Origin of the sequence: Pantoea sp. BJFS-204 (genome assembly GCF_049310725.1) — a bacterium.
Classification (GTDB): domain Bacteria; phylum Pseudomonadota; class Gammaproteobacteria; order Enterobacterales; family Enterobacteriaceae; genus Pantoea; species Pantoea agglomerans.
Genome location: NZ_JBMOWE010000008.1, coordinates 41933 through 65594, shown reverse-complemented (window position 1 = coordinate 65594; position 23662 = coordinate 41933). Strand labels below are relative to the sequence as shown.

Below are 23662 nucleotides of genomic sequence, written 5' to 3'. Positions count from 1 at the left end.
ATAACCTGCAGCGGGATTAATTACTGCGTCAGGTCAACGGTTTGATTATCAATCAGGCGGGCCTTGCCCAGCCAGGCGGCCATCAGCACCACCGCGCGCTGGCTGTCCACCGTCAGCGGTTGCAGCGTTTCCGCATCACAGATCGCCAGGCCATCAGGGTGTAATCCCTGCGCCAGCAGTGCCTCACTGGCTGCCTCAATGATCTCGTCAATATGACGCTCGCCATTCTCCAGCTGCGTCGCCATCTGATGCATCACCTGGCTCAGGACCGGAGCCAGCTTACGCTCATCTGCCGTCAGGTAGCCGTTGCGCGAACTCAGCGCCAGGCCATCTTTAGCGCGCACCGTAGGCACACCAACAATCTCAATGTCGAAGCCCATATCGGCCACCATCTTACGAATGATAGCCAGCTGCTGAAAATCCTTTTCACCGAAACAGGCAATATCGGGCTGTACCAGATTAAACAGTTTGCTGACGATAGTGGCCACACCGCGAAAATGGCCTGGACGTGTGGCTCCTTCCAGCAGGGAAGAGAGCACCGGCACCTCAACAAAGGTCTGATTCTGCGCGCCCTGCGGATAGACTTCAGCAGGTGAGGGGGCGAAGACCACGTCAACCTGGTGGCGATTCAGCTTTTCACAATCTTCCTGCAGCGTACGCGGGTAGCGCGCTAAATCATCGGCGCGATCAAACTGCATCGGATTGACAAAGATCGAGACAATCACGATGTCGCCGCGCGCCCGTGCTTCATCCACCAGTGTCAGATGGCCTTCATGCAGGTTGCCCATGGTCGGGACCAGCGCAATACGTTTACCCTGCTGGCGCCAGCGACGGACTTCCTGGCGCAGCATCAGCAGCGTTTCAATGATCAACACGGTGACTCTCCTGGATTACTGGAAACTGTGCTCTGCCGCCGGATAGGTTCCGGCCTCGACTTCGGCGATATAGTGGCGAATCGCCGCGCGAACATCGCCGGTCTCCGCCAGGAAATTTTTGGCAAATTTGGGAATGTGGCCGCCGGTCACGCCCAGCGCGTCATGCATCACCAGAATCTGACCATCGGTGACATTGCCGGCACCGATGCCGATCACCGGGATGGTGAGCGCGTCGGTAATCCGCTGCGCTACCGACACCGGCACACACTCCAGCACCATCAGCTGTGCACCTGCGGCTTCCAGCGCCAGCGCATCGGCCAGCAGCTGCTCCGCACCGGCTTCATCCCGGCCCTGCACTTTATAGCCGCCAAAGATATTGACCGACTGCGGTGTCAGGCCCAGATGACCACATACCGGAACGGCGCGCTCGGTCAGCATCTGCACGGTCTCAGCCAGCCAGCTGCCGCCTTCCAGCTTCACCATGTTAGCACCGGCACGCATCAGCTGCGCGGCGTTGTCAAAGGTCTGCTGTGGCGTGGCATAACTCATAAACGGCAGGTCGGCGAGCAGCAGTGCCTGTGGTGCGCCACGGCGCACGGCGGCGGTGTGATAGGCGATGTCGCTGACCGTGACCGGCAGGGTGGAATCATGCCCCTGCACCGTCATCCCTAAAGAATCACCAACCAGCAGCACCTGAATGCCTTCATCGGCAAACAAGCGGGCAAAACTGAAATCGTAGGCGGTCAGGGTCGCGAATTTTTTACCGCTGGCTTTCGCCTGACGCAGATGTGAAATCGTGGTGGGTTTCATGGCGCTCTCAACTCAGGAATTCTGATGGGCGCAGTTTACTGGATAGCGTGAAAGAGCGGAATCAGAGATGTGCGTTTGTCTGCTCAGCCGTGCCACAGCACGATGCTGCTGCTGTCGAGGGTAGCCAGGATTGTGCTGAGTGCGCGACCGTCGGGCAGGCGGGCGTCTGGCGCAATCGCCAGCAGGGGCACCAGCATAAACGCGCGATTCAGCAGATCATAGTGCGGCACGATCAGCCGCTCCGTGTTGATGTGCGCCTCGCCAAACAGCATCAGATCGATATCCAGCGTGCGCGGACCCCAGCGTTCTGCCTTGCGCACCCGGCCATGCTCCCGCTCGATCCGCTGGGTATGGTCAAGCAGCGCTTCGGCACTGAGATCGGTCTCCAGCGCCACGGCGGCATTGAGAAAATCGGGCTGATCGGGCGGGCCATAAGGCGGCGTGCGGTAGAACGGCGAGGTAGCGATGCGTTGCGTCTGCGGCAACGCATCCAGTGCGGTCAGCGCTGCATCAACCTGATGCAGCGGATCGGCCAGGTTACTGCCTAACGCGAGGTAAACCCGTGTCATGAGACGTTCTGGTTGTCACGACGCGGTGCGGAAGGACGGCGGCGCGGACGACGCGATTTATTACGCGGCACCGGATCGTCACCCAGGTTATTGAGCATGTTTTTCTGATGCGGCGGCGCAGCCACCTGGAATTCACCCCACCACTGGCTCAGGCGCAGCAGTTCCGGGTTATTTTCCACTTCCGCCCGCAGCGCCAGCAGATCATAAGCAGCACGGAATTTCGGATGCTCCATCAGTTTCCAGGCGCGTTTACCGTGTCGGCGGGACATGCGTAACTGCAGCAGCCAGATATCGCGGATTAGCGACGTAATACGTTTCGGAATCGCCAGCGCACGGCAGGCTTCGTCCAGCGTATCGTTCATCGCCATCGCAAAAGCTTCGAAGTAGGTCAGGCCACTCTCCTGCGCAATGCGTTCTGCCGTTTCAAGCTGCGGATACCAGAACATTGCGGCAAACAGGAACGCCGGATTAACGCGCATGTCGTTGTGAATGCGGTTATCGGTGTTTTTCAGCACCTGAGCCAGCATCCGCTCCATGTGGCTGTCGCTGTTTTCCGTGAAGTTACGCGCCAGCGTCGGGAACAGTGGCTGGAACAGCTGATATTCACACAGCTTGAGATATGTGCTGTAGCCGTAGCCAGCCTGCAACATCTTCAGCGACTCTTCAAACAGGCGAGCAGGCGGAATATCACGCAACAGCGAGGCCAGACGTGGAATCGGCTCGGCGGTTTCCGGCGCAATGCTCATATTGAGTTTGGCGGCAAAGCGCGCGACGCGCAGCATGCGGACCGGATCTTCGCGGTAGCGAGTTTCCGGATCGCCAATCAGGCGAATGATGCCCTGTTCGAGATCGCTTATGCCGCCGACATAGTCACGCACGCTGAAATCAGCCACGCTGTAGTAGAGGCTGTTGATGGTGAGATCGCGTCGCTGGGCATCATCTTCGATAGAGCCGAAGATATTGTCGCGCAGCAGCATGCCGCTCTGGGCGCGCTGCGAGCTGTTGCGATCCTCTTCCGGCTCTTCCGCCTGATGATGTCCACGGAAGGTGGCGACTTCGATCACTTCCGGGCCAAACATCACGTGCGCCAGACGGAAACGACGGCCAACCAGGCGACAGTTGCGGAACAACTTACGCATCTGCTCAGGCGTGGCATTGGTGGTCACGTCGAAATCTTTGGGTTTTTGCCCCAGTAGCAAATCGCGCACGCCACCGCCTACCAGATAGGCTTCATAACCGGCTTTGTTCAGGCGATAGAGCACTTTGAGGGCATTTTCGCTGATGTCTTTACGTGAGATGGTATGGCTTTCACGAGGAATGATGGTCATCAGACGCTCTGGTTCAACCTCTGCTGGGGCTTCCTCTTCATCACGCTTCAGGACTTTCCGGCAAAAATTAGCTACTCGGGTAAAAATGGGACACCTCGACAGTGGCAATTAGGGTGTAGGTAAAATCAGCGGCTAATCATAGCCTGTTGAGAACCGTTTGAGAATGCTGTTGTCTATGCATCCGGTTTCAGGGCGTTCTCTTGCGGCATCAAAGCGATATTCCACTGCGACACCGCATCAGACAGCAGTTTGTCCTGCGTTAAGTCCTGCCAGCCGCCTGAAACCGGCTGTCCGAGGAAGCGTAACGCCGCCACCAACAGGGGTCTGGCATCGCCATCCGGCAGCGCAGGTGCATGATTCTGCTTCGACAACTTATGACCATCGTGGTTAAGCGCCAGCGGCAGATGCAGCCAGTCAGGCACCGGCCAGCCAAATTGCTGGCAGAGCGCAATCTGTCGCACCGTCGGCTCAATCAAATCTGCGCCGCGAACCACTTCGGTAATGCCCTGAAAATGATCATCGACAACGACCGCCAGGTTATAGGCAAACAGGCCATCACGGCGGTGAATAATAAAATCTTCCTGTGCCAGACGCCTGTCCGCCTCCACACGGCCACGCAGACGATCGTCAAACGCAAAGACCGGCGCATGCTGGCGTAAACGCAGCGCGGCATTCTCCGGTCCGCGTTGCCGTTCACGGCAGTAACCATCATAGAAACCGCCAATCTGCTGAATGCGACGCCGGGGGCAGGTGCAGTAATAGCTCTGACGATGCTGCTGCAGCCAGGCCAGCGCGTCACGGTAGGCCTCATGACGTTGTGACTGCCACAGAACCTCGCCATCCCACTCTAAACCGTAGTGCTCCAGCTGATGCAGGATACGGCTGGCGGCACCCGGTACTTCCCGTGGCGGATCGATATCTTCAATTCTCACCCGCCAGACGCCGTTTTGCGCACGCGCGCTCAGGTAACTGCCCAGGGCAGCAATCAGCGATCCGAAGTGGAGTTCACCAGAGGGAGAAGGGGCGAAGCGACCGATACAGGAGGATGACATAGGTTTCAGAAGTGACCACGCAGCGGACAAAACAGCAGTTGTTCCACTGCGTGGTAACAGGCTGGACGCGGCATCAGCCGGCCATTTGTTTCTCACGAATTTCTGCTAACGTCTTACAGTCGATGCAGAGATCGGCAGTAGGACGGGCTTCGAGACGGCGGATACCAATCTCAACGCCACAGGAATCGCAATAGCCGAAGTCGTCATCTTCAACTTTCTTCAGCGTCTTCTCGATCTTTTTGATCAGTTTACGTTCGCGATCGCGGTTACGCAGCTCCAGGCTGAACTCCTCTTCCTGCGCGGCACGGTCAACCGGGTCCGGGAAGTTAGCGGCTTCATCCTGCATATGAGAAACGGTACGATCGACTTCGTCCCGTAATTGATTACGCCAGGCTTCCAGAATCTTGCGAAAATGGGTCAGCTGCGCATCATTCATATACTCTTCGCCAGGCTTCACCTGATAAGGTTCGACGCCAGCAATAGAGAGAATACTCAGGGACGATGTTTTACGGTTTTGACCTTCTTGCATGTTGCTTCTCCTGGATAACACGCACTATACCCATCGAATTTCGTCTCGCAGGGGCCTTGCTGCCAGCCTGCATTTAACGTCTGCGGGGTACATCGATCCCCCATTGGGGAAAAAAACAGGCCGCTATAAATAACAGAAGCAGTCAGGGTTGGCAATTCTTCATGAACACACCTTGACAAGCCTGTGAGGAACAGCGTAATTGGCCCTTAGCTCAGAACATTCTTAACACATAAAATTGCAAAAGATATTACAAGGTTACGTTGATCGGCGATTTAAGAAACATTCCCTCCGCCGATAAGTCTGCCTGATACGCTAAAACCTCTACGCCCTCCTGCTGCGCCTGAGCCAGTTGTTCTGCATACGCCACATCAATGTGACGTGCCGGAGAAACGTCCTCAATCCCCGAGTGCAAAACGGCAAACAACAAAACGGCCCGATGACCCTCTGCCGCAACTGTTGCCAGTTCACGCAGGTGTTTCTGTCCTCGAATCGTCACCGCATCCGGAAAATACCCTTTTCCTTCATGTAGAAGGGTTACGGATTTCACCTCAATATAGCAGTTGCGCCGGGCCTCTGCTTTGAGCAGGAAATCAATTCTGCTTTTTTCAGTGCCATATCTCACTTCCGCCTGACGATGCGTATAACCGGCCAGCGCCGGCAGCCGATCCTGCTCCAGCGCCTCAGCCACCAGCTGGTTGGCGCGCAGCGTATTCACGCAGATCCAGTGGCCCTGTTGTGTTTCGGTCAGTTCCCAGCTGTGGGGGTATTTGCGCGTCAGGCTGTCGGACGTCGAGTACCAGACCCGATCGCCCGGCGTGGCGCAGCCGGTCATGGCGCCGGTATTGGCGCAGTGAATTGTCAGAACGTCGCCCTCTGGCGTCACCACATCGGCCAAAAAACGTTTGTAACGGACGATCAGACGGGCGGGTTTAAGGGGCGGAGAGAAGTGCATGTGGATCCTGAGAATGTAATGGCCAGCTAGCCAGGGCGCGATAGCGGGTGCGGCCCCGGGCATATTCAGAGGCGAACAGAGAAAAGGTGGAGACGCGAAAACGCCAGTGAAAGCCGCGCGGCGGTAACGTCACCGGCTGCGTGGCGTGGCGTAACAGCGTGATGTGCGGATGAAACGGCTGGGGGCTCTGGTAACAGCCATGCCGGGCGGCCTGGGCCCGCAGCAGGCTGGCGAGCTGCAACAGACCGCGTGGCGCGCGCTGGCAGCCGAGCCAGACCACGCCGGGGCGCGGCCAGTGTCCGGCATCATCCAGGTCGAGATCAAAACCGGGCTGCACAATACGGGAGGCCAGCGTCTGCAGGCGCTGTGAGGTTTCCGGCGCAACTTCACCCAGAAACGCCAGCGTCAGGTGCAGATTCGCCGCGACCACCGGCTGGCCCGCCTCCGCAGGAAAGGTATCGGCCCGCCAGCGCACCAGCTCTTGCTGCATCTCGTCAGGCAGGCTGATGGCAAAAAATAAGCGTTGTGTCGCCATGGCGCTCTCCGGCAAATATCACGGATGGATGCTACAATGCGCGCCATCTTAGCACAGGCAGAAGCGGAGTTTGCTGTGAGCGATTTACCGGTCAGCGCGGTGCTGCCTGACATCCTGGCGGCGCTGAGTGACGCCCCACAAATCCTGCTGGCCGCGCCCACGGGGGCAGGCAAATCAACCTGGCTGCCGCTGCAGTTGTTACAGCAGGCGGCGCTGCCGGGACGGATCATCATGCTGGAGCCACGTCGGCTGGCGGCGCGTAATGTGGCGCAGCGGCTGGCGGAGCAACTCGGCGAGCAGCCGGGTGGCACGGTGGGATTCCGGATGCGTGGCGAAAGCTGCGTCGGGCCACAGACCCGGCTGGAAGTGGTGACCGAAGGCATGCTCACCCGCATGCTTCAGCACGACCCGATGCTGGAAGGCGTGTCGCTGGTGATCCTCGATGAATTTCACGAGCGCAGCCTGCAGGCCGATCTGGCGCTGGCGCTGCTGCTTGATGTACAGCAGGGGCTGCGCGACGACCTTAAAATCATGCTGATGTCCGCCACGCTGGACAACGCCCGGCTGGCGGCGCTGCTGCCGGATGCGCCACTGATCGTCTCAGAAGGGCGCAGCTATCCGGTTGAGCGGCGTTACGCGTCACTGAATCAGAATGTGCGTTTTGAAGAGGCGGTCGCGCGTGAAGTCGCCCAGCTGCTGCGGGATGAGAGCGGTTCGCTGCTGCTGTTTCTGCCGGGTGTGGCGGAGATCGAACGGGTGAAGCGCGAGCTGGAATCACGCATCAGTGACGACGTTGATCTGACGCCGCTCTATGGCGCACTGCCGCTGGCGGCGCAGCGCCGGGCAATTCTGCCTGCTGCCGACGGCCGCCGCAAAGTGGTGCTTGCCACCAATATCGCCGAAACCAGCCTGACCATTGAGGGGATTCGGCTGGTGGTCGACAGTGCGCTGGAACGCAGCGCTCTGTTTGACGCCCGCAGCGGCGTGACGCGTCTGCAGACCCAGCGAATCAGCCAGGCATCGATGATCCAGCGAGCGGGTCGCGCCGGGCGACTGATGCCGGGACTCTGCCTGCATCTGGTGCCGCAGGAGCAGGCATCACGAGCGGCGGCGCAGAGTGAACCGGAAATCGTTAACAGCGATCTCTCGTCACTGTGGCTGGATCTGCTGCAGTGGGGCTGTACCCAGCCGCAACAGCTGCAGTGGCTGGACCAGCCGCCCGCCAGAAATCTGGATGCGGCGCAGCAGCAGCTGACCCGACTGGGAGCACTGGACAACAACGGCCTGCTCAACACGCTGGGACGGCGCATGGCGCAGCTGGGATGCGATCCCCGACTCGCCGCCATACTGTGTGCCGCAAGCGATGAGCCGGATGCGGTCGCCAGCGCCGCGCTGCTGGTGGCGATTCTGGAAGATCCTCCCCGCAGCGGCAGCACCGACCTGCGTGATGCGCTGCATCGGCCGCAGGCGCAATGGCAGCGGCGGGCGCAGCAGTGGCAGCAGCGGCTTAAAATCCGTGGCGGGCGCATCGATGAAGATCGTTTCGCCGGATTGCTGGCGGTGGGCTTTGGCGATCGGCTGGCGCGGCGACGCGATCAGAGCGGTCGCTATCAGCTGGCCAACGGGCTGGGCGCCAGACTCGATGAGCAGGATGGCCTGACGCGTAATGAGTGGCTGATTGCGCCTGCTCTGTTGCAGGGCAGTGCCACACCGGATGCCCGGATGTTGCTGGCACTGCCGGTCGATATTGAAACGCTGTGCCAGCAGCAGCCCGCCCTGATTGAGCGCCGGACCGAAGTAGAGTGGGACGAAGAGAAAGGCACGCTGCGTGCTTTCAGACGTGAGCAGATTGGCGCGCTGATACTGAAAACCCAGCCGATGGCGCGCCCGGAACCGGAGGTGCTGCACGCGGCCATGCTGCGCTGGATCGTCGAAAAAGGTCTGTCGGTACTGGGCTGGACGCCGGAGGCCGAACAGCTGCGTCTGCGAATCCAGTGTGCGGCCCGGTGGCTGCCGGAAGAGAGCTGGCCCGCGACCGACGATGAAACGCTGCTTGAGAGCCTGTCGCAGTGGCTGTTGCCGCAGATGTCAGCGGTACGCGATCTCCGCAGCCTGCAGGCGGTGAACCTGACCACGGCACTCTTACATTTACTCACATGGTCACAGCGTCAGCGGCTGGATACTGTGCTGCCAACTCATTACACTGTGCCCACCGGAAGCCGGCTGCCAATCCGCTACGATGCGGAGAAGCCGCCCGCGCTGGCGGTAAGGATTCAGGAGATGTTTGGCGAGGCGCAGAATCCCACCGTGGCGGAAGGACGAATTCCGCTGGTGCTGGAGCTGTTATCGCCCGCCCAGCGCCCGTTGCAGATCACCCGCGATCTGGCGGCGTTCTGGCGCGGTGCCTGGCCGGAGGTCAGGAAAGAGATGAAGGGACGTTATCCTAAACATCCCTGGCCCGAGGATCCGGCCACCGCCTTGCCAACAAGGCGAACCAAAAAAATGTCCCCGCAGGGTTGAGTCCGCTGGATCGAATTCAGAGGGTTCTGCCATGCGGCACGCGAGAAAGCAGTTAGAGTAGCGGCGCTGCCGTAAGCACTGCCTGGAGAAGAAAAGTAATGTCTGGGAACGATCGCGAACCAATAGGGCGCAAAGGTAAACCGTTGCCGCCGCGCAGCAGTGCGGGCCGGGGACGACGCAGGGATATCGAACAGGATATCGATCAGGACGATTTTAATGATGACGAGGAGGAAGCGCCGGTGCCACGTAAAGGTAAAGGTGGAAAACCGCCGCGCGGCAAACGCCGTTGGCTGGGATGGGTAATCAAACTGTTCCTGGTGTTTGTGGTGGTCATGGCCGCGTGGGGCATCTACCTCGACTCGGAAATTCGCAGCCGGATTGACGGTAAAGTGTGGCAACTGCCCGCCACCGTCTATGGCCGCATGGTCAGCCTGGAACCCGGCATGGCCTACAACAAAAGTGAAATGGTGGCGCTGCTGGAAGGTACTCAGTATCGCGAAGTCTCCCGTATTACCCGCCCTGGCGAGTTTTCGGTGAAGGGCAACACCATCGATCTGCTGCGTCGCCCGTTTGATTTCCCCGACAGTAAAGAGGGGCAGATCCACGCGCGCATGAGCTTCAGTAAAGATGAGCTGAGCGAGATTAAAAACCTTGAAACCGGTCGTGATTTTGGCTTTTTCCGCCTCGATCCGCGTCTGATCACCATGCTGCAGTCGCCGAACGGTGAACAGCGACTCTTCGTACCGCGCGCCGGTTTCCCGGATCTGCTGGTCGATACGCTGATCGCCACCGAAGATCGCCATTTCTATGAGCATGATGGCATCAGCCCTTACTCCATTGGCCGCGCCTTCCTGGCGAACATCACGGCCGGGAAAGCGGTGCAGGGCGGCAGTACGCTGACGCAGCAGCTGGTGAAGAACCTGTTCCTCACCAACGAGCGTTCGCTGTGGCGTAAAGCGCGTGAAGCCTACATGGCGGTGATCATGGATGCGCGCTACAGCAAAGATCGCATCCTGGAGCTCTACCTGAACGAGGTCTATCTCGGTCAGGCTGGCAGCGATCAGATCCGCGGTTTCCCGCTGGCCAGCCTCTACTACTTTGGCCGTCCGGTTGATGAGCTGAGTCTGGATCAGCAGGCGATGCTGGTCGGCATGGTGAAAGGCGCGTCGCTCTATAATCCGTGGCGTAACCCGAAACTGGCGCTGGAACGACGCAACCTCGTGCTGCGCCTGTTGCAGCAGCAGAAAGTAATCGACCAGGAGCTGTATGACATGCTGTCGGCCCGTCCGCTGGGCGTGCAGCCGAAAGGCGGCGTGATTACGCCGCAGCCGGCCTTTATGCAGATGGTGCGTAACGAGCTTCAGGCGAAACTGGGCGACAAGGTGAAAGATCTCTCCGGGGTGAAAATCTTCACCACGCTGGATCCGGTGTCGCAGGATGCGGCCGAAAAGGCGGTGATCGATGGCATTCCGACGCTGAAAAAACAGCGTGGTCTGAAAGATCTGGAAACCGCGATGGTGGTGGTTGACCGTTTCAGCGGCGAAGTCCGCGCTATGGTCGGCGGTGCCGATCCACAGTATGCCGGTTACAACCGCGCGCTGCAGGCACGCCGCTCTATCGGCTCACTGGCGAAACCGGCGACTTACCTGACCGCGCTGAGCCAGCCAAACAGCTACCGGCTGAACAGCTGGATCGCCGATGAACCGATTGCGCTGAAACAGCCAAACGGCAGCATCTGGAAACCGATGAACGACGATCGTCGCTTCAGCGGCAAAGTGATGCTGGTGGATGCGCTGACCAACTCAATGAACGTGCCGACCGTAAACCTCGGCATGACGCTGGGGCTGGATGCGGTGGTGGATACCTGGAACAAGCTGGGCGTGCCGAAAGAGCAGCTGCATCCGGTGCCATCGATGCTGCTGGGTGCCTTAAACCTGACGCCGGTTGAAGTGGCTCAGGCGTTCCAGTCGATTGCCAGCGGCGGCAACCGCGCGTCGCTGTCAGCGGTGCGTTCGGTGATTGCGGAAGATGGCAGCGTGCTCTATCAGAGCTATCCGCAGGCGCAGCGTGTTGAGCCGGCGCAGGCCGCTTATCTGACGCTCTACACCATGCAACAGGTGGCTGACCACGGTACCGCCCGTGCACTGGGCGCACGTTTCCCGAATGCGCATCTGGCGGGCAAAACCGGTACCACCAACGATCTGGTGGACAGCTGGTTTGCCGGTATTGATGGTAAAGAAGTGGCGATCACCTGGGTGGGACGCGATAACAACCAGCCGACCAAACTCTATGGTGCCAGCGGCGCGATGCAGCTCTACCGTCGCTACCTGGACATTCAGGCCCCGATGCCGTTACAGCTGACGCCGCCGGAAGATGTGTCGCTGATGAATGTGGATTCTGCCGGTAACTTTGTCTGCGGCACGGGCAGCAGTACCTGGCGTTCTCTGCCGGTGTGGGCGCTGGATCCGAATGCGCTGTGTCAGCAACAGCAGCAGCAGGTTCAGCAGCAACAACAGCTCTTCGATCAGCAGCAGCAACAGCAGCAGCAGCAGCCGCAACAACCGGCCCAGCAACAGCAGGAGCAGAAAGATAGCGACGGCGTAGCAGGGTGGATAAAAGATATGTTTGGCAAATAAATCAGTCAGACAGGTTAAAAAGGGCGCTTCGGCGCCCTTTTTTTGTTCCTGATCAATACGCGTCAATCGGCCTGCAAACGGCGTCACTACTGGGATTTCTTCTTGCAGTGCCTGCTGAATTTCGCATATTATCTAAGCGTTATAATAATCATTATCGTTTCGATTCGCCTGCCTGAGCCTATTGTTAAGAGACACTTTTATGAATGCGCGAACGACTTTTTCTGACAACACCAAAAAAACATTTTCCCGACCGCTTCTGGGCATCATGATCTCACTGAGCCTGAGCTCCTCTCTTTACGCCGCGCAGACGGAGACGATGGTCGTCTCGGCTGATGGCGGCAGCGGCGTCGAGGCGGAAAGCGCCTGGGGACCAGCACCCACCGTGGCAGCGAAACGCAGCGCCACCGGGACCAAAACTGATACCCCCATTGAAAAAAATCCGCAGTCCATCTCCGTGGTCACCCGTGAAGAGATGGAGATGCGTAACGTAACCAGTGTGAAAGGGGCGTTTAACTACACGCCTGGCGTGCTGACCGGTAACCGGGGCAGCTCAGACGTGATTGATGCGTTGTCGATTCGCGGTTTCAGCGAAACCAACACCAATCAGTATCTGGATGGTCTGAAACTGCAGGGTGATAACTACTCTGAGTTTGCCATCGATCCTTACTTCCTGGAACGCGCTGAACTGCTGCGCGGCCCGGTTTCGGTGCTCTACGGTAAGAGCAATCCCGGCGGCGTGGTCTCGCTGGTGAGTAAGCGTCCGACCCAGGAAACCCTGCGCGAAGTGCAGTTCCAGATGGGCAACGACAACCTCTTCTCGACCGGCTTTGACTTTGGCGGCGCGCTGGACGACGACGGCGTCTACAGCTATCGCCTGACCGGCCAGGCGCGCAGTCAGGATGCGCAGCAGGCGATGAACAAAGAGAAGCGCTACACCATCGCACCGGCTTTCAGCTGGCGTCCCGACGATCGCACCCGCATTGACCTGCTGACCTATTTCCAGAACGAGCCAGAAACCGGTTATTACGGCTGGCTGCCGCGTCAGGGCACGGTGGTACCGATCACCCGCGCTGATGGCAGCCAGTACAAACTGCCGACCAACTTCGATGAGGGCGAGCAGAGCAACAAGATTTCACGCAACACCAAAATGGTCGGTTATAACGCCGAGCACAGCTTTAACGACACCTGGACGCTGCGCCAGAACCTGCGTTATGCCGACCTGCGCACCGATTACCGCAGCATTTATGGCAATGGTTTCCTGCCGGCGACTCAGGAAATCACGCGCGGTTCGGCGGTTTCAGAAGAGAAACTCAACCAACTGGCGGTCGATACCCAGGCGCAGGCGAAATTCGCCACCGGCCAGGTTGATCATACGCTGCTGCTGGGCGTGGACTTCCAGCGTACCCGCAATGATATCGACGCACAGTTTGGCACTGCCTCCAGCCTGAATGCGGTTAATCCGCAATATGGCGATAACAGCGTAACGCCATTTGCCGATCCCTATCAGCATCTCAACAAACAGCGTCAGACCGGCCTCTATGCTCAGGACCAGATGGAGTGGAACCGCTGGGTGCTGACGCTGGGTGGCCGCTACGACTATGCCATGAACTCGGTTTACGATCGGGTAGCGGATAGCGTTGATCGCCAGAACGATCAGGCCTTTACCTGGCGCGGCGGCCTGAACTATGTGTTTGATAATGGCATCGCGCCTTACTTCAGCTACAGCGAAGCCTTTATTCCGAATGCAGGTTCGACCTATGAGGGTCAGGCATTTGATCCGTCACGTGCTAAGCAGTATGAAGCGGGCGTGAAATATGTACCGAAAGATCGTCCGGTGGTGCTCACCGCCGCGCTTTATCAGCTGACCAAAACCAAGAACCTGACTGCCGATCCCGATCCAAACAGAGCTTTTTTCAGCGTTCAGAGCGGTGAAATCCGGTCACGGGGCGTAGAGCTGGAAGCTAAAGCGGCGCTGAATGCCAACGTTAACCTGACGGCGTCCTACACCTACACCGATGCGGAATATACCGAAGACACCCAGCTCAAAGGCAAAACACCGGTGCAGGTGCCGAAACATATGGCCTCACTGTGGAGCGACTACACCTTCCACGAAACCGCTTTGTCAGGCGTGACGATCGGCGCGGGTGTGCGTTATGTCGGTGAGAGCCAGGGGCTTTACAGCACTGGCACTGAGCAGAACCAGAACTTTAAAGTTGCCGGTTACACCACGGTGGATGCGGCGCTGAAATATGATCTGGGTCGTTTCGGTTTGCCGGGTTCGACTGTGGGCGTCAACGTCAACAATCTGTTTGACCGCGACTACGTCGCCAGCTGCTATCGTGAATACGCCTGCTACTGGGGTGCGGAGCGCCAGATTGTCGGCACCGCAACCTTCAGATTCTGATTTAACCGGGCGCTTCGGCGCCCGTTCACAGGGATAACCATGCCGTATCCGCACGCAGAAGAGGCGACCTTTACGCTGAAAAACGCCAGTTTTGAAGTGCCGGGCCGGACGCTCCTTCAGCCACTGTCGCTGACCTTTCCGCCGGGAAAAGTGACCGGGCTGATCGGTCACAACGGCTCGGGCAAATCAACACTGTTAAAAATGCTGGGTCGTCACCACGCGGCCAGCAGCGGAGAGGTGCTGTTGAATCAGCAGCCCGTCGGACGCTGGAACAGCAAAGCCTTTGCCCGTCAGGTGGCCTATCTGCCGCAGCAGTTACCGGCAGCCGAAGGGATGACGGTGCGTGAACTGGTGGCGATTGGCCGCTATCCCTGGCACGGCGCGCTGGGGCGCTTTGGTCAGGAAGATCGCGACCGGGTAGAGGATGCGATTGCCCAGGTCGGGCTTAATGCCTTTGCCGGACGGCTGGTAGATAGCCTGTCGGGCGGCGAGCGTCAGCGCGCCTGGCTGGCGATGATGGTGGCGCAGAACAGCCGCTGTCTGCTGCTGGATGAACCGACGTCGGCACTGGATATTGCCCATCAGGTTGAGGTGCTGGCGTTGATAAAAGCGCTGAGCCAGCAGCGCGGCTTAACCGTGATTGCGGTGCTGCACGATATTAATATGGCAGCACGCTACTGCGATCATCTGGTGGCACTGCGTCAGGGCGCGATGATTGCCGAAGGTGACGCAGAGGCGATTATGCAGGCTGAGGTGCTCGGTGCGATTTATGGCATTCCGATGGGCATTTTACCGCACCCGCAGGGCGGCGCGCCGGTCAGTTTTGTCTGTTAAGGAGAGGATGATGCCCGATCTTAATCGCCGCCGACTGATGCTGGCGCTGGCAGTCTCTCCGCTGTTTTGTGCGCTTCCCCTGCGTGCCGCCACGCCAAATCCGGGTCGGATTATTGCACTGGAGTGGTTACCCACCGAACTGCTGATAGCATTAGGCGTCACGCCCTGGGGCGTGGCCGATCTGCACAACTACAACATCTGGGTAGGGGAGCCGCCGCTGCCTGAGGGCGTGATCGATGTAGGTCTGCGCACCGAACCCAATCTTGAGCTGATGGCGCAAATGCAGCCGTCGCTGATCCTCTGCTCCAACGGCTACGGCCCGCCTAAAGAGAAACTGACGCGCATCGCGCCCATTATGGGCTTCGACCTCCACAGCGGCGACGGGAAACCTCTCACTGCCGCGCGCGCATCGCTGCGTCAGCTGGCGGCGCGCCTTGGATTAAGCGCGCGAGCGGAACAGCATCTGCGCGAGGTCGATGATCAGCTGGCGGCGGCGCGCCAGCGGCTGGCGCCCTATGCCGGACGCACTATCCTGCTGATGTCGCTGCTCGACAGTCGTCACGCCATTACCTTCGGCAAAAACAGTCTGTTTCTGGAAGTGATGACTCTGCTGGGCCTGAAAAATGGCTGGCAGGGCGAAACAAATTTCTGGGGCAGCGCGGTGATCGGCATTGAAAAGCTGGCGCAGGTCGGGGAAGTGGATGTCATCTGCTTTGATCATGATAACGATGCGGAGATGCAGCAACTGATGCGCAGCCCGCTGTGGCAGTCGCTGCCGTTTGTACGCACCGGACGCTTTCAGCGCGTCCCGGCCGTCTGGTATTACGGTGCGACGCTCTCGGCGCTGCACTTTGTTCGCGTGCTGGAACGCGCGCTGGAGACGCACTGATGCGCCATGCTCTGTTTCCCGCAGGCCTCCTCAGCCTGCTGTTTCTGCTGGCGCTCAGCCTGACGCTGGTCAATCTGCATCAGGCGTTGCCACAGGCTGAATGGTGGCAGGCACTCTGGTCACCGGTGGTCGATAGCCTGCCGCAGATGGTGTTTCACTACAGCCTGCTGCCGCGCACGGTACTGGCGCTGCTGGTGGGTGCCGGGCTGGGCTTAGCCGGTCTGCTGTTTCAGCAGATATTGCGTAATCCGCTGGCGGAGCCAACCACGCTGGGCGTCTCTTCCGGCGCACAGCTGGGCATTACCGTGGCGACGCTGTGGCATCTGCCGGGCGGGGCGCTGACACAGCAGTTTGCCGCGCTCAGTGGCGCGCTGCTGGTGGGCGCGCTGGTGTTTGGTGTGGCCTGGGGCAAACGTCTGTCGCCGGTAACGCTGATTCTGGCCGGGCTGGTGCTGAGCCTCTACAGCGGCGCGGTGAATCAAATCTTCGCTATCTTCAATCACGATCAGCTGCAGAACATGTTTCTGTGGAGCACCGGCGCGCTGAATCAGATGAGCTGGGAAAATGTGCAGCAACTCTGGCCGCGCCTGCTGCTGGCGTTTGTGCTGGCGCTGGCGCTGCTGCGTCCGCTGACGCTGATGGGGCTGGATGATGGCGTAGCGAAAAACCTTGGCCTTGCGCTCTCCGTGGCGCGTGTCGGTGGCCTCGGGCTGGCGATCCTGCTCAGCGCACAGCTGGTCAACGTCGCCGGTATCATCGGCTTTATCGGGCTGTTTGCGCCGCTGCTGGCGAAGATGCTAGGTGGACGACGGCTCATCACCCGGATGCTGCTGGCTCCGCTGACTGGCGCGCTGCTGCTGTGGCTGGCGGACAGTTGCGTGTTGTGGCTCAGCACTCACTGGCGCGATATCCCGACCGGCACCGCCACGGCGCTGCTCGGCGTACCGATTCTGCTGTGGCTGCTGCCGCGACTGCGCACCGGTTCGGTGCCGCCCGCGCTGAATCAGGGTGATAAGGTGCCCGTCGAGCGACAGAACCTGCTGCGCTGGGCGCTGACCGGGCTTGCCATCCTGGCACTGCTGGGGTGGGGTGGTCTGGCGTTTGGTCGTGATGCGCAGGGCTGGGTCTGGTCTGCGGGTGAGATGCTGCAATCGCTGCTGCCATGGCGCGCACCGCGCGTGCTGGCCGCGCTGGTGACCGGCCTGATGCTGGGCGTGGCGGGGAGTCTGATTCAGCGGCTGACCGGCAATCCCATGGCCAGCCCGGAAGTGCTGGGCATCAGTTCGGGTGCTGCTTTTGGCGTGGTGATGATGATGTTCTTTGTGCCGGGCGATGCGCTGGCCTGGCTGCTGCCCGCCGGTGCGCTGGGCGCGGCGCTGACGTTGCTGGTGATCATGGCGGTAGCCAGTCGGGGCGGCTTTTCGCCGGAACGAATGCTGCTGGCGGGCATGGCGCTTAACAGCGCCTTTGTCACCCTGCTGATGCTACTGCTGGCGAGTGGCGATCCGCGTATGGGCGGGCTGCTAAGCTGGATCTCCGGCTCGACCTATAACATCAGCGGCACTCAGGCGGTTCAGAGCGCAATCTGCGCGCTGGTGCTGGTGTCGCTGGCACCGCTGGCCAGTCGCTGGCTGACATTGCTGCCGCTGGGAAGCGCTACCGCACGCTCGGCCGGTATGGCGTTGACGCCTGCGCGGCTGAGTCTGCTGCTGCTGGCGGCCGCGCTGACCGCCAGCGCGACACTGACTATCGGCCCGCTGAGTTTTGTCGGACTAATGGCACCCCATATGGCACGCATGCTGGGATTCCGGCGGGCGTTGCCGCAACTGCTGCTGTCAGGATTACTGGGGGCGGGATTGATGGTGCTGGCTGACTGGTGCGGACGGATGCTGGCATTCCCGGATCAGATCCCAGCCGGGCTGATGGCGACCTTTTTAGGCGCGCCTTACTTTATCTGGCTGCTGCGGCGTTCAGGTTAAGAGGAAAAAGCAGGCTGGTTTCAGACGCCGGCCAGATCCAAAGTAGGGTGAATCTGACAACAACGAAGAAGCTCAATGCGCAGGAAATTGGGTCAGAGGAGGAAAGCGTCCCGCGGCAGGGACAAAAACGCCGGGAGCGTTTTTGAACAACGCGAAGCGTTGGCCCGGCAACGGGCGCACCTCATGGATGAGGTGCGTAATCGCGCGGGCCGAGCGAGTCATGGATGACGGCTTTCGCGCCTTTCCGATCTGACCCTGTTTCCTGTGCGTGCACCCTCTCACAACAGAGCGGGGCAAGCCTCATCAATAACAAAAGACCGGCTGCTGCCGGTCTTCATCTTTAACGCTGCCGCAATTACAGCTTCGCGAAACAACGACGCGCGGCGTCGACAGTGCGCTGAATATCCTCTTCGCTGTGCGCCAGCGACATAAAGCCCGCTTCATAGGCTGAAGGCGCAAAGTAAACGCCCTCCTCAAGCATCAGGTGGAAGAAGGTTTTAAAGCGCTCCACATCGCAGCGGGTTACATCGGCGTAACAGGTCACACTGTCAGCATCGGTGAAGAACAGGCCGAACATCCCGCCAACATGGTTAATCACCAGCGGGATATTTTGCTGTTGTGCTGCTTCACGCAGACCCTCTGCCAGCTTGCGGGTCAGGGCATCCAGCTTCTCATGGGTACCCGGCTGCGCGATCTGCGTCAGGCAGGCGAAACCCGCCGCCATGGCGATTGGGTTACCAGAGAGCGTTCCCGCCTGATAAACCGGACCGGTCGGGGCCAGCGCTGCCATCACTTCGCGACGCCCACCGAATGCACCGACTGGCATGCCGCCACCAATGATTTTCCCGAGACAGGTCAAATCAGGGCGCACATTGTAATGAGCCTGCGCGCCACCCAGCGCGACACGGAAACCGGTCATCACTTCATCAATAATCAGCAGTGCGCCGAACTCATCACACAGTGAACGCAGACCCGGCAGGAACTCTGGCTGCGGTGGGATGCAGTTCATGTTGCCAGCCACCGGCTCAACGATGATGGCCGCAATCGACTCGGGATATTGCTCAAAAGCGCTGCGCACTGAGTCGAGATCGTTAAAGGTGCAGGTCAGGGTATGTTTAGCGAAATCAGCCGGTACGCCCGGCGAGTTCGGCTGACCCAGTGTTAACGCACCGGAGCCGGCTTTCACCAGCAGATGATCGGCGTGGCCGTGGTAGCAGCCTTCAAACTTGATGATTTTATCGCGGCCTGTAAAGCCACGCGCCAGACGGATAGCGCTCATAGTCGCTTCGGTGCCGGAGTTGACCATCCGCACCATCTCCATGCTCGGCACCAGCTCACACACCAGCTGTGCCATGGTCACTTCCATTTCGGTCGGTGCGCCAAAACTTAAGCCGCGCTGTGCCGCTTCAATCACGGCGTTACGAATCGCCGCGTTGTTATGACCCAGCACCATCGGACCCCATGAGCCGACATAGTCGATATAGGCTTTGCCGTCAGCGTCATAGAGATAAGCGCCATCAGCGTGTTCAATAAACAGCGGAACGCCGCCCACACCGGTAAATGCGCGTACTGGCGAGTTTACCCCACCCGGGATCAGGCGTTGTGCCTCGGCAAACAGTTGTTCGGACTTACTCATTTTCGGCTCCAGCGGTTCATAAAAATATTGCGCCATTCTACGGAAGAGGGGCAGCAGACGAAAGGTGGATTCACCCCCTGTGCCCTTAACAGGAGTGAAAGCGGCACAGAGTGCGAAGGGCAGAGCTTGATTGCGCTGAGGTGCTGGCTGATAATAGCGTAATTAAGGTCGTTTTCTGACCTGGGCGTTTACCGGAGTAAAACATGAGTGATGAAGTAGTAGCACTGCCGTTGCAGTTTACCGACGCCGCAGCCACCAAGGTGAAGAACCTGATTGCCGACGAAGAGAACCCGGCGCTGAAACTTCGCGTCTATATCACCGGTGGCGGTTGCAGTGGTTTCCAGTACGGCTTCACCTTTGATGACCAGATGAATGATGGCGACATGACGATTGAAAAGCAGGGCGTCTCACTGGTGGTTGATCCGATGAGCCTGCAATATCTGGTGGGCGGTTCAGTGGATTACACGGAAGGTCTGGAAGGCTCACGCTTTATCGTGACCAACCCGAATGCCAAAACCACCTGTGGCTGTGGCTCTTCCTTCAGTATCTGATAATGCAGGCCGTCATACAGACGGCCTCGTTTACCATTCTATTGTGACCAGCCGGTTACTTTGCTTCACACTTCCCTGCGATTGAATCTGGCCGTTTGTTACGCGCGGCTGCGCGCTTGCCTGTCTGCCGCAGTTGATCTGCGGTGCGGGCTGGCCGTTAGCCGTGTTGATTTCACAGCGTGAATAGATGACAAGTCTGGCGCCAATAGAGCCATTTATCGATCCTGCAAAGGCAGAACCGGCGATCGACAGCCCTATGGCCAGCAGCAGTGCTCTGGTCATATAAGGTTCCTGGTGTTTTAAAAAAGCGCCGGAGCGCTAAAAGGACGGCGAGCATACGTGGCGCGTTCGTCTCTGGTATTGATCAACGGCAAAAATCGCAGTGACTTTAATCAATTCGCTGATTTATTCATCGGGATGCAGGGCCGCACAGAGTTGCTGCGCGGCCAGCAGCAGTCGCGGGCCTGGCCGGCTAAGCCAGTCCTCGTTGATGGCAATCACCGGTACATCCAGCTGCGGTCGCCAGAACACCCGGATGTTTTCCGCCTGCTGCGCACTGCCACCCGTCACAACGGCCTGAGGATGGCGCATCAGCACCTGCTCACGGCTGACCTGCGGCCAGCTGACGCGGCTGTCAGCAAAGATGTTCCTGCCACCACATAACGTAATAATTTCATTCTGCAGCGTGGCTCTGGCGGCGGTAAACAGGGGCTGCTGACCAAATTGCAAAAAAAGCGGAACCGCAGTCAGATGAGCATAGCGCTGACGCAGCGCGGCTTCCTGCTGACGTAACTGGCGGGCAGCGCGAGTTGCCTGCTCCGGTCTGGGACTCCAGTGGCCCAGATCGGCCAGCGCCGTGAACATCTCATCCAGCGTCAGCGGATCTATCCATTTAACCGGCACGCCGAGCTGCTGTAACTGGTCAATCTGCCGCTGCGGATTACCGCCTCGCCAGGCTAACACCAGATCCGGCTTAAGCTGCAGAATACGTTCAGCCTTGATGCCCTGCCAGTTTGCGACCTGCTCAATCTGTTTCGCCTGCGGCGGATGGTCGGACCAGGCGCTGACCGCAATCGGGGTAATCCCGGCAGCAAAGGCGAGTTCGGTAAGGTGAGGGGAGAGGGTAATCACGCGTGGCGGGGAAGCCAGCAGGCTGCCGCTCAACAGCAGCAGCCAGCAGAGGAGTAGCGTTTTAGCCACGCGCCAGATGCGCCAGCAGGTTCTCCACCATCAGCGAAGATTGCTTCGCCGCAACGCTTAAGAACTCATCAAAGCTGAGGTGAGATTGCTTATCGGCCACGTCGGAAATGGCGCGGACCACCACAAAAGGCACCTGGAACTGATGACAGACATGGCCGATAGCGGTGGCTTCCATCTCAACGGCAATCGCCTGCGGGAACAGATTACGAATGCGCGCCAGCGGTTCGGCACCATTGATAAAGGCATCACCGCTGACCACCAGACCGCGTACGGCTTTCAGATCCAGCTGCTGAATACAGGCTTCTGCAGCGGCGATAAGCTTGCTGTCTGCCACAAACGCGGCCGGACAACCCGCCATCTGACCCGGCTCATAACCAAAAGCGGTGACGTCAGCATCGTGATAACGCACTTCTTCTGACACCACGATATCACCGACGCTGAGCGACGGCGCTAAACCGCCAGCCGAACCGGTGTTGATCACCACATCCGGCTTGCAGAGCTGCAGCAGCAGCGTGGTACCCAGCGCTGCAGAGGTTTTACCAATGCCCGATTTCAGCAGAGCCACCTCAACGCCCTGCAGGGTGCCGGTATAAATTTCACAACCCGCCAGCGACAGCGTTTGACGGTTTTCAATTTTGTCGCGCAGCAGTGTGACTTCCTGCTCCATCGCGCCAATAATGCCTGCTTTCATAGTGAGTTCCGCTAATGTAAAGAATCAAAATTTAGGGCATAGTCTACCATGGCATTCAGGGGATTAATTCACGAAAAAATAAGGGGTAATCCATGTCAGCGATCAATTTCAGGAAGAAGATCAGCTTCTCGCGCCCTTATAACAGCCGCAAGGAACCGGAAGGCGAATATTACATTACGCGCCATTTTGAGAGCGATCGCGGACGGATTATAAACTCCGCCGCAATCCGGCGTTTGCAGCAAAAAACGCAGGTGTTTCCGCTGGAGCGTAACGCTGCCGTTCGTTCCCGCCTGACGCATTCGCTGGAGGTGCAGCAGACCGGGCGTTACATCACCAAAGAGATCCTGCAAACCCTGAAGATGCAGGGCGGGCTGGCGCAGTATGGTCTTGATGAGCTGGAAGGCGCGTTTGAAAGTCTGATTGAGATGGCCTGTCTGATGCATGATGTCGGTAATCCACCTTTTGGCCATTTTGGCGAGGCGGCGATTAACGACTGGTTTGAAGAGAACCTCTCTGCCGAGCTGGTTGATCCGCTGGTGGCCGGCGTGGAAGGAGAAGCACAGCGTAAAGCCTTTGATCAACTCAACGCCATGATCCGCCAGGATCTCTGTCACTTTGAAGGCAATGCGCAGGCGATCCGGATGGTGCATACGCTGCTGCAACTGAATCTCAGTTATTCTCAGGTCGCCTGCATCCTGAAATATACCGCGCCTGCCTGGTGGCAGGGGGAAAAGCCCGCCGAATTTAGCGTACTCATGAAGAAGCCTGGGTTTTATCTCTCTGAGCAGGATTATATTGCCGACCTGCGTGCTGCCACCAATATGGAAGAACACCACCGTTTTCCGCTGACTTATATAATGGAAGCTGCGGATGATATCTCCTATTGTATTGCCGATTTGGACGACGCTGTAGAAAAAGATATCTTTAATGTTGAAAGTTTGTATGAGTTTCTCAATAAAGCCTGGGGGCCGGTTAAAAATAATGACGCTTTCAGCCGGACTATTGGCGAAGCCTGGCGTGAAGCCTGCAGTAAAAAACGCCGAAGCCGCAGCGATCAATTTTTTATGTCACTCCGCGTAAATGTTCAGAGCGTACTGGTAAGCTATGCGGTGAAACGTTTTGTTGATAATCTCCCTGCTATATTCGATGGAAGTTTTAACCATGCACTACTGGAAGATGAGGGTGAAGAGGGCCGCTTACTGCAATTGTTTAAAACCGTTGCGCGCCAGCAGGTCTTTAATCATTCTGAAGTAGAGCAGCTGGAGTTGCAGGGTTACCGGGTGATTAAAGGGCTGCTGGAGATCTATCAGCCGCTGATGCGCCTTAATTACGAAGCCTTTACCACGCTGATAAATGAAGATTTCCTGCGTCAGCATCCGATCGAAACCCGGCTTTTTCATAAGCTCTCGGGTAAACACCGTAAAGCCTATTTGCATAAGATGCGTAATCTGGTTGTCGAACATAAATATCAGCGTCTGTTGTGGGAACGTTATTATCGTTTCCGGCTCATTCAGGATTATATCAGTGGTATGACCGATCTCTATGCCTGGGATGAGTACCGACGACTGATGGCGGTAGAATAAGCCGCCAATTGTAAAGAGCGCGAATAAATTTTTACTTTTGCCTTAAACTTTTAAAGGAACTTCGCGCTAAAACATTTATCTCACCTTTC

Annotated in this window: 20 protein-coding genes; 8 read left to right on the top strand and 12 right to left on the bottom strand. The window is 58.4% G+C overall.

The window, feature by feature from the left end; translation table 11 throughout:
* Positions 1–20: 20 nt before the first annotated feature.
* From panC to thpR, 8 genes are all read right to left on the bottom strand, one after another.
* On the bottom strand, positions 21–875 hold the full coding sequence (panC, locus tag ACO6VX_RS19000; protein WP_422458266.1) for a pantoate--beta-alanine ligase: 855 nt from the start codon (positions 873–875) through the stop codon (positions 21–23).
* Positions 876–890: 15 nt separating this feature from the next.
* Positions 891–1685, bottom strand: a complete 795-nt coding sequence (gene panB, locus ACO6VX_RS18995) for a 3-methyl-2-oxobutanoate hydroxymethyltransferase (RefSeq protein ID WP_010254026.1) — start codon at positions 1683–1685, stop codon at positions 891–893.
* Between the two features lie 83 nt (positions 1686–1768).
* The gene (folK, locus tag ACO6VX_RS18990; RefSeq protein WP_022625440.1) at positions 1769–2254 is read right to left on the bottom strand and encodes a 2-amino-4-hydroxy-6-hydroxymethyldihydropteridine diphosphokinase; all 486 of its coding nucleotides are present in this window, start codon (positions 2252–2254) and stop codon (positions 1769–1771) included.
* Positions 2251–3669: a polynucleotide adenylyltransferase PcnB gene (gene pcnB / locus ACO6VX_RS18985; RefSeq protein ID WP_203583884.1), complete on the bottom strand. Its 1419-nt coding sequence runs from the start codon at positions 3667–3669 to the stop codon at positions 2251–2253. Before pcnB ends, folK begins: the two co-directional genes overlap by 4 nt.
* Before the next feature lie 86 nt (positions 3670–3755).
* Complete coding sequence (gene gluQRS, locus ACO6VX_RS18980; RefSeq protein WP_010254032.1) at positions 3756–4634, bottom strand: tRNA glutamyl-Q(34) synthetase GluQRS; 879 nt, start codon at positions 4632–4634, stop codon at positions 3756–3758.
* Between the two features lie 73 nt (positions 4635–4707).
* Positions 4708–5163 (bottom strand): RNA polymerase-binding protein DksA, encoded by a 456-nt coding sequence (gene dksA / locus ACO6VX_RS18975; RefSeq protein ID WP_010254035.1) that lies wholly within the window; start codon positions 5161–5163, stop codon positions 4708–4710.
* 247 nt (positions 5164–5410) lie between these two features.
* A complete protein-coding gene (gene sfsA / locus ACO6VX_RS18970) occupies positions 5411–6115 on the bottom strand; it encodes a DNA/RNA nuclease SfsA (RefSeq protein ID WP_022625441.1) in 705 nt (234 codons plus the stop codon).
* Positions 6093–6650 carry an RNA 2',3'-cyclic phosphodiesterase gene (gene thpR / locus ACO6VX_RS18965; RefSeq protein WP_010671851.1) on the bottom strand — a complete coding sequence of 186 codons (558 nt, stop codon included), beginning with the start codon at positions 6648–6650 and terminating at the stop codon, positions 6093–6095. The genes sfsA and thpR overlap by 23 nt, the downstream gene beginning before the upstream one ends.
* Before the next feature lie 36 nt (positions 6651–6686).
* On the opposite strand from thpR, the gene hrpB reads away from it, so the two are divergent.
* The 6 genes from hrpB (at position 6687) to fhuB (ending at position 17912) form a co-directional block, all read left to right on the top strand.
* Positions 6687–9170 (top strand): ATP-dependent helicase HrpB, encoded by a 2484-nt coding sequence (gene hrpB, locus ACO6VX_RS18960; RefSeq protein ID WP_167430610.1) that lies wholly within the window; start codon positions 6687–6689, stop codon positions 9168–9170.
* A 98-nt stretch (positions 9171–9268) separates the two neighbouring features.
* A complete protein-coding gene (mrcB, locus tag ACO6VX_RS18955) occupies positions 9269–11806 on the top strand; it encodes a bifunctional glycosyl transferase/transpeptidase (protein WP_022625444.1) in 2538 nt (845 codons plus the stop codon).
* 199 nt (positions 11807–12005) lie between these two features.
* The gene (gene fhuA / locus ACO6VX_RS18950; RefSeq protein ID WP_033756618.1) at positions 12006–14210 is read left to right on the top strand and encodes a ferrichrome porin FhuA; all 2205 of its coding nucleotides are present in this window, start codon (positions 12006–12008) and stop codon (positions 14208–14210) included.
* Between the two features lie 39 nt (positions 14211–14249).
* The gene (fhuC, locus tag ACO6VX_RS18945; RefSeq protein WP_010254053.1) at positions 14250–15044 is read left to right on the top strand and encodes a Fe3+-hydroxamate ABC transporter ATP-binding protein FhuC; all 795 of its coding nucleotides are present in this window, start codon (positions 14250–14252) and stop codon (positions 15042–15044) included.
* Positions 15045–15054: 10 nt separating this feature from the next.
* Positions 15055–15933 (top strand): Fe(3+)-hydroxamate ABC transporter substrate-binding protein FhuD, encoded by an 879-nt coding sequence (gene fhuD / locus ACO6VX_RS18940; RefSeq protein ID WP_010671855.1) that lies wholly within the window; start codon positions 15055–15057, stop codon positions 15931–15933.
* The gene (gene fhuB / locus ACO6VX_RS18935; protein ID WP_159226624.1) at positions 15933–17912 is read left to right on the top strand and encodes a Fe(3+)-hydroxamate ABC transporter permease FhuB; all 1980 of its coding nucleotides are present in this window, start codon (positions 15933–15935) and stop codon (positions 17910–17912) included. The genes fhuD and fhuB overlap by 1 nt, the downstream gene beginning before the upstream one ends.
* Before the next feature lie 355 nt (positions 17913–18267).
* Here the strand turns inward: fhuB and hemL are convergent, their stop codons facing one another.
* A complete protein-coding gene (gene hemL, locus ACO6VX_RS18930) occupies positions 18268–19548 on the bottom strand; it encodes a glutamate-1-semialdehyde 2,1-aminomutase (RefSeq protein WP_010254062.1) in 1281 nt (426 codons plus the stop codon).
* Between the two features lie 203 nt (positions 19549–19751).
* On the opposite strand from hemL, the gene erpA reads away from it, so the two are divergent.
* Positions 19752–20099, top strand: a complete 348-nt coding sequence (erpA, locus tag ACO6VX_RS18925; RefSeq protein ID WP_010254064.1) for an iron-sulfur cluster insertion protein ErpA — start codon at positions 19752–19754, stop codon at positions 20097–20099.
* Positions 20100–20129: 30 nt separating this feature from the next.
* Here the strand turns inward: erpA and ACO6VX_RS18920 are convergent, their stop codons facing one another.
* From ACO6VX_RS18920 to mtnN, 3 genes are all read right to left on the bottom strand, one after another.
* Positions 20130–20381, bottom strand: coding sequence for a hypothetical protein (locus ACO6VX_RS18920; RefSeq protein ID WP_010254068.1), 252 nt, complete (start codon positions 20379–20381; stop codon positions 20130–20132).
* A gap of 123 nt (positions 20382–20504) precedes the next feature.
* A complete protein-coding gene (gene btuF, locus ACO6VX_RS18915; RefSeq protein ID WP_422458265.1) occupies positions 20505–21299 on the bottom strand; it encodes a vitamin B12 ABC transporter substrate-binding protein BtuF in 795 nt (264 codons plus the stop codon).
* On the bottom strand, positions 21292–21990 hold the full coding sequence (mtnN, locus tag ACO6VX_RS18910) for a 5'-methylthioadenosine/S-adenosylhomocysteine nucleosidase (protein WP_033756625.1): 699 nt from the start codon (positions 21988–21990) through the stop codon (positions 21292–21294). Before mtnN ends, btuF begins: the two co-directional genes overlap by 8 nt.
* 92 nt (positions 21991–22082) lie before the next feature.
* Between mtnN and dgt the strand changes: the two genes are divergently transcribed.
* Positions 22083–23573, top strand: a complete 1491-nt coding sequence (dgt, locus tag ACO6VX_RS18905) for a dGTPase (RefSeq protein ID WP_010254077.1) — start codon at positions 22083–22085, stop codon at positions 23571–23573.
* Positions 23574–23662: the final 89 nt, after the last annotated feature.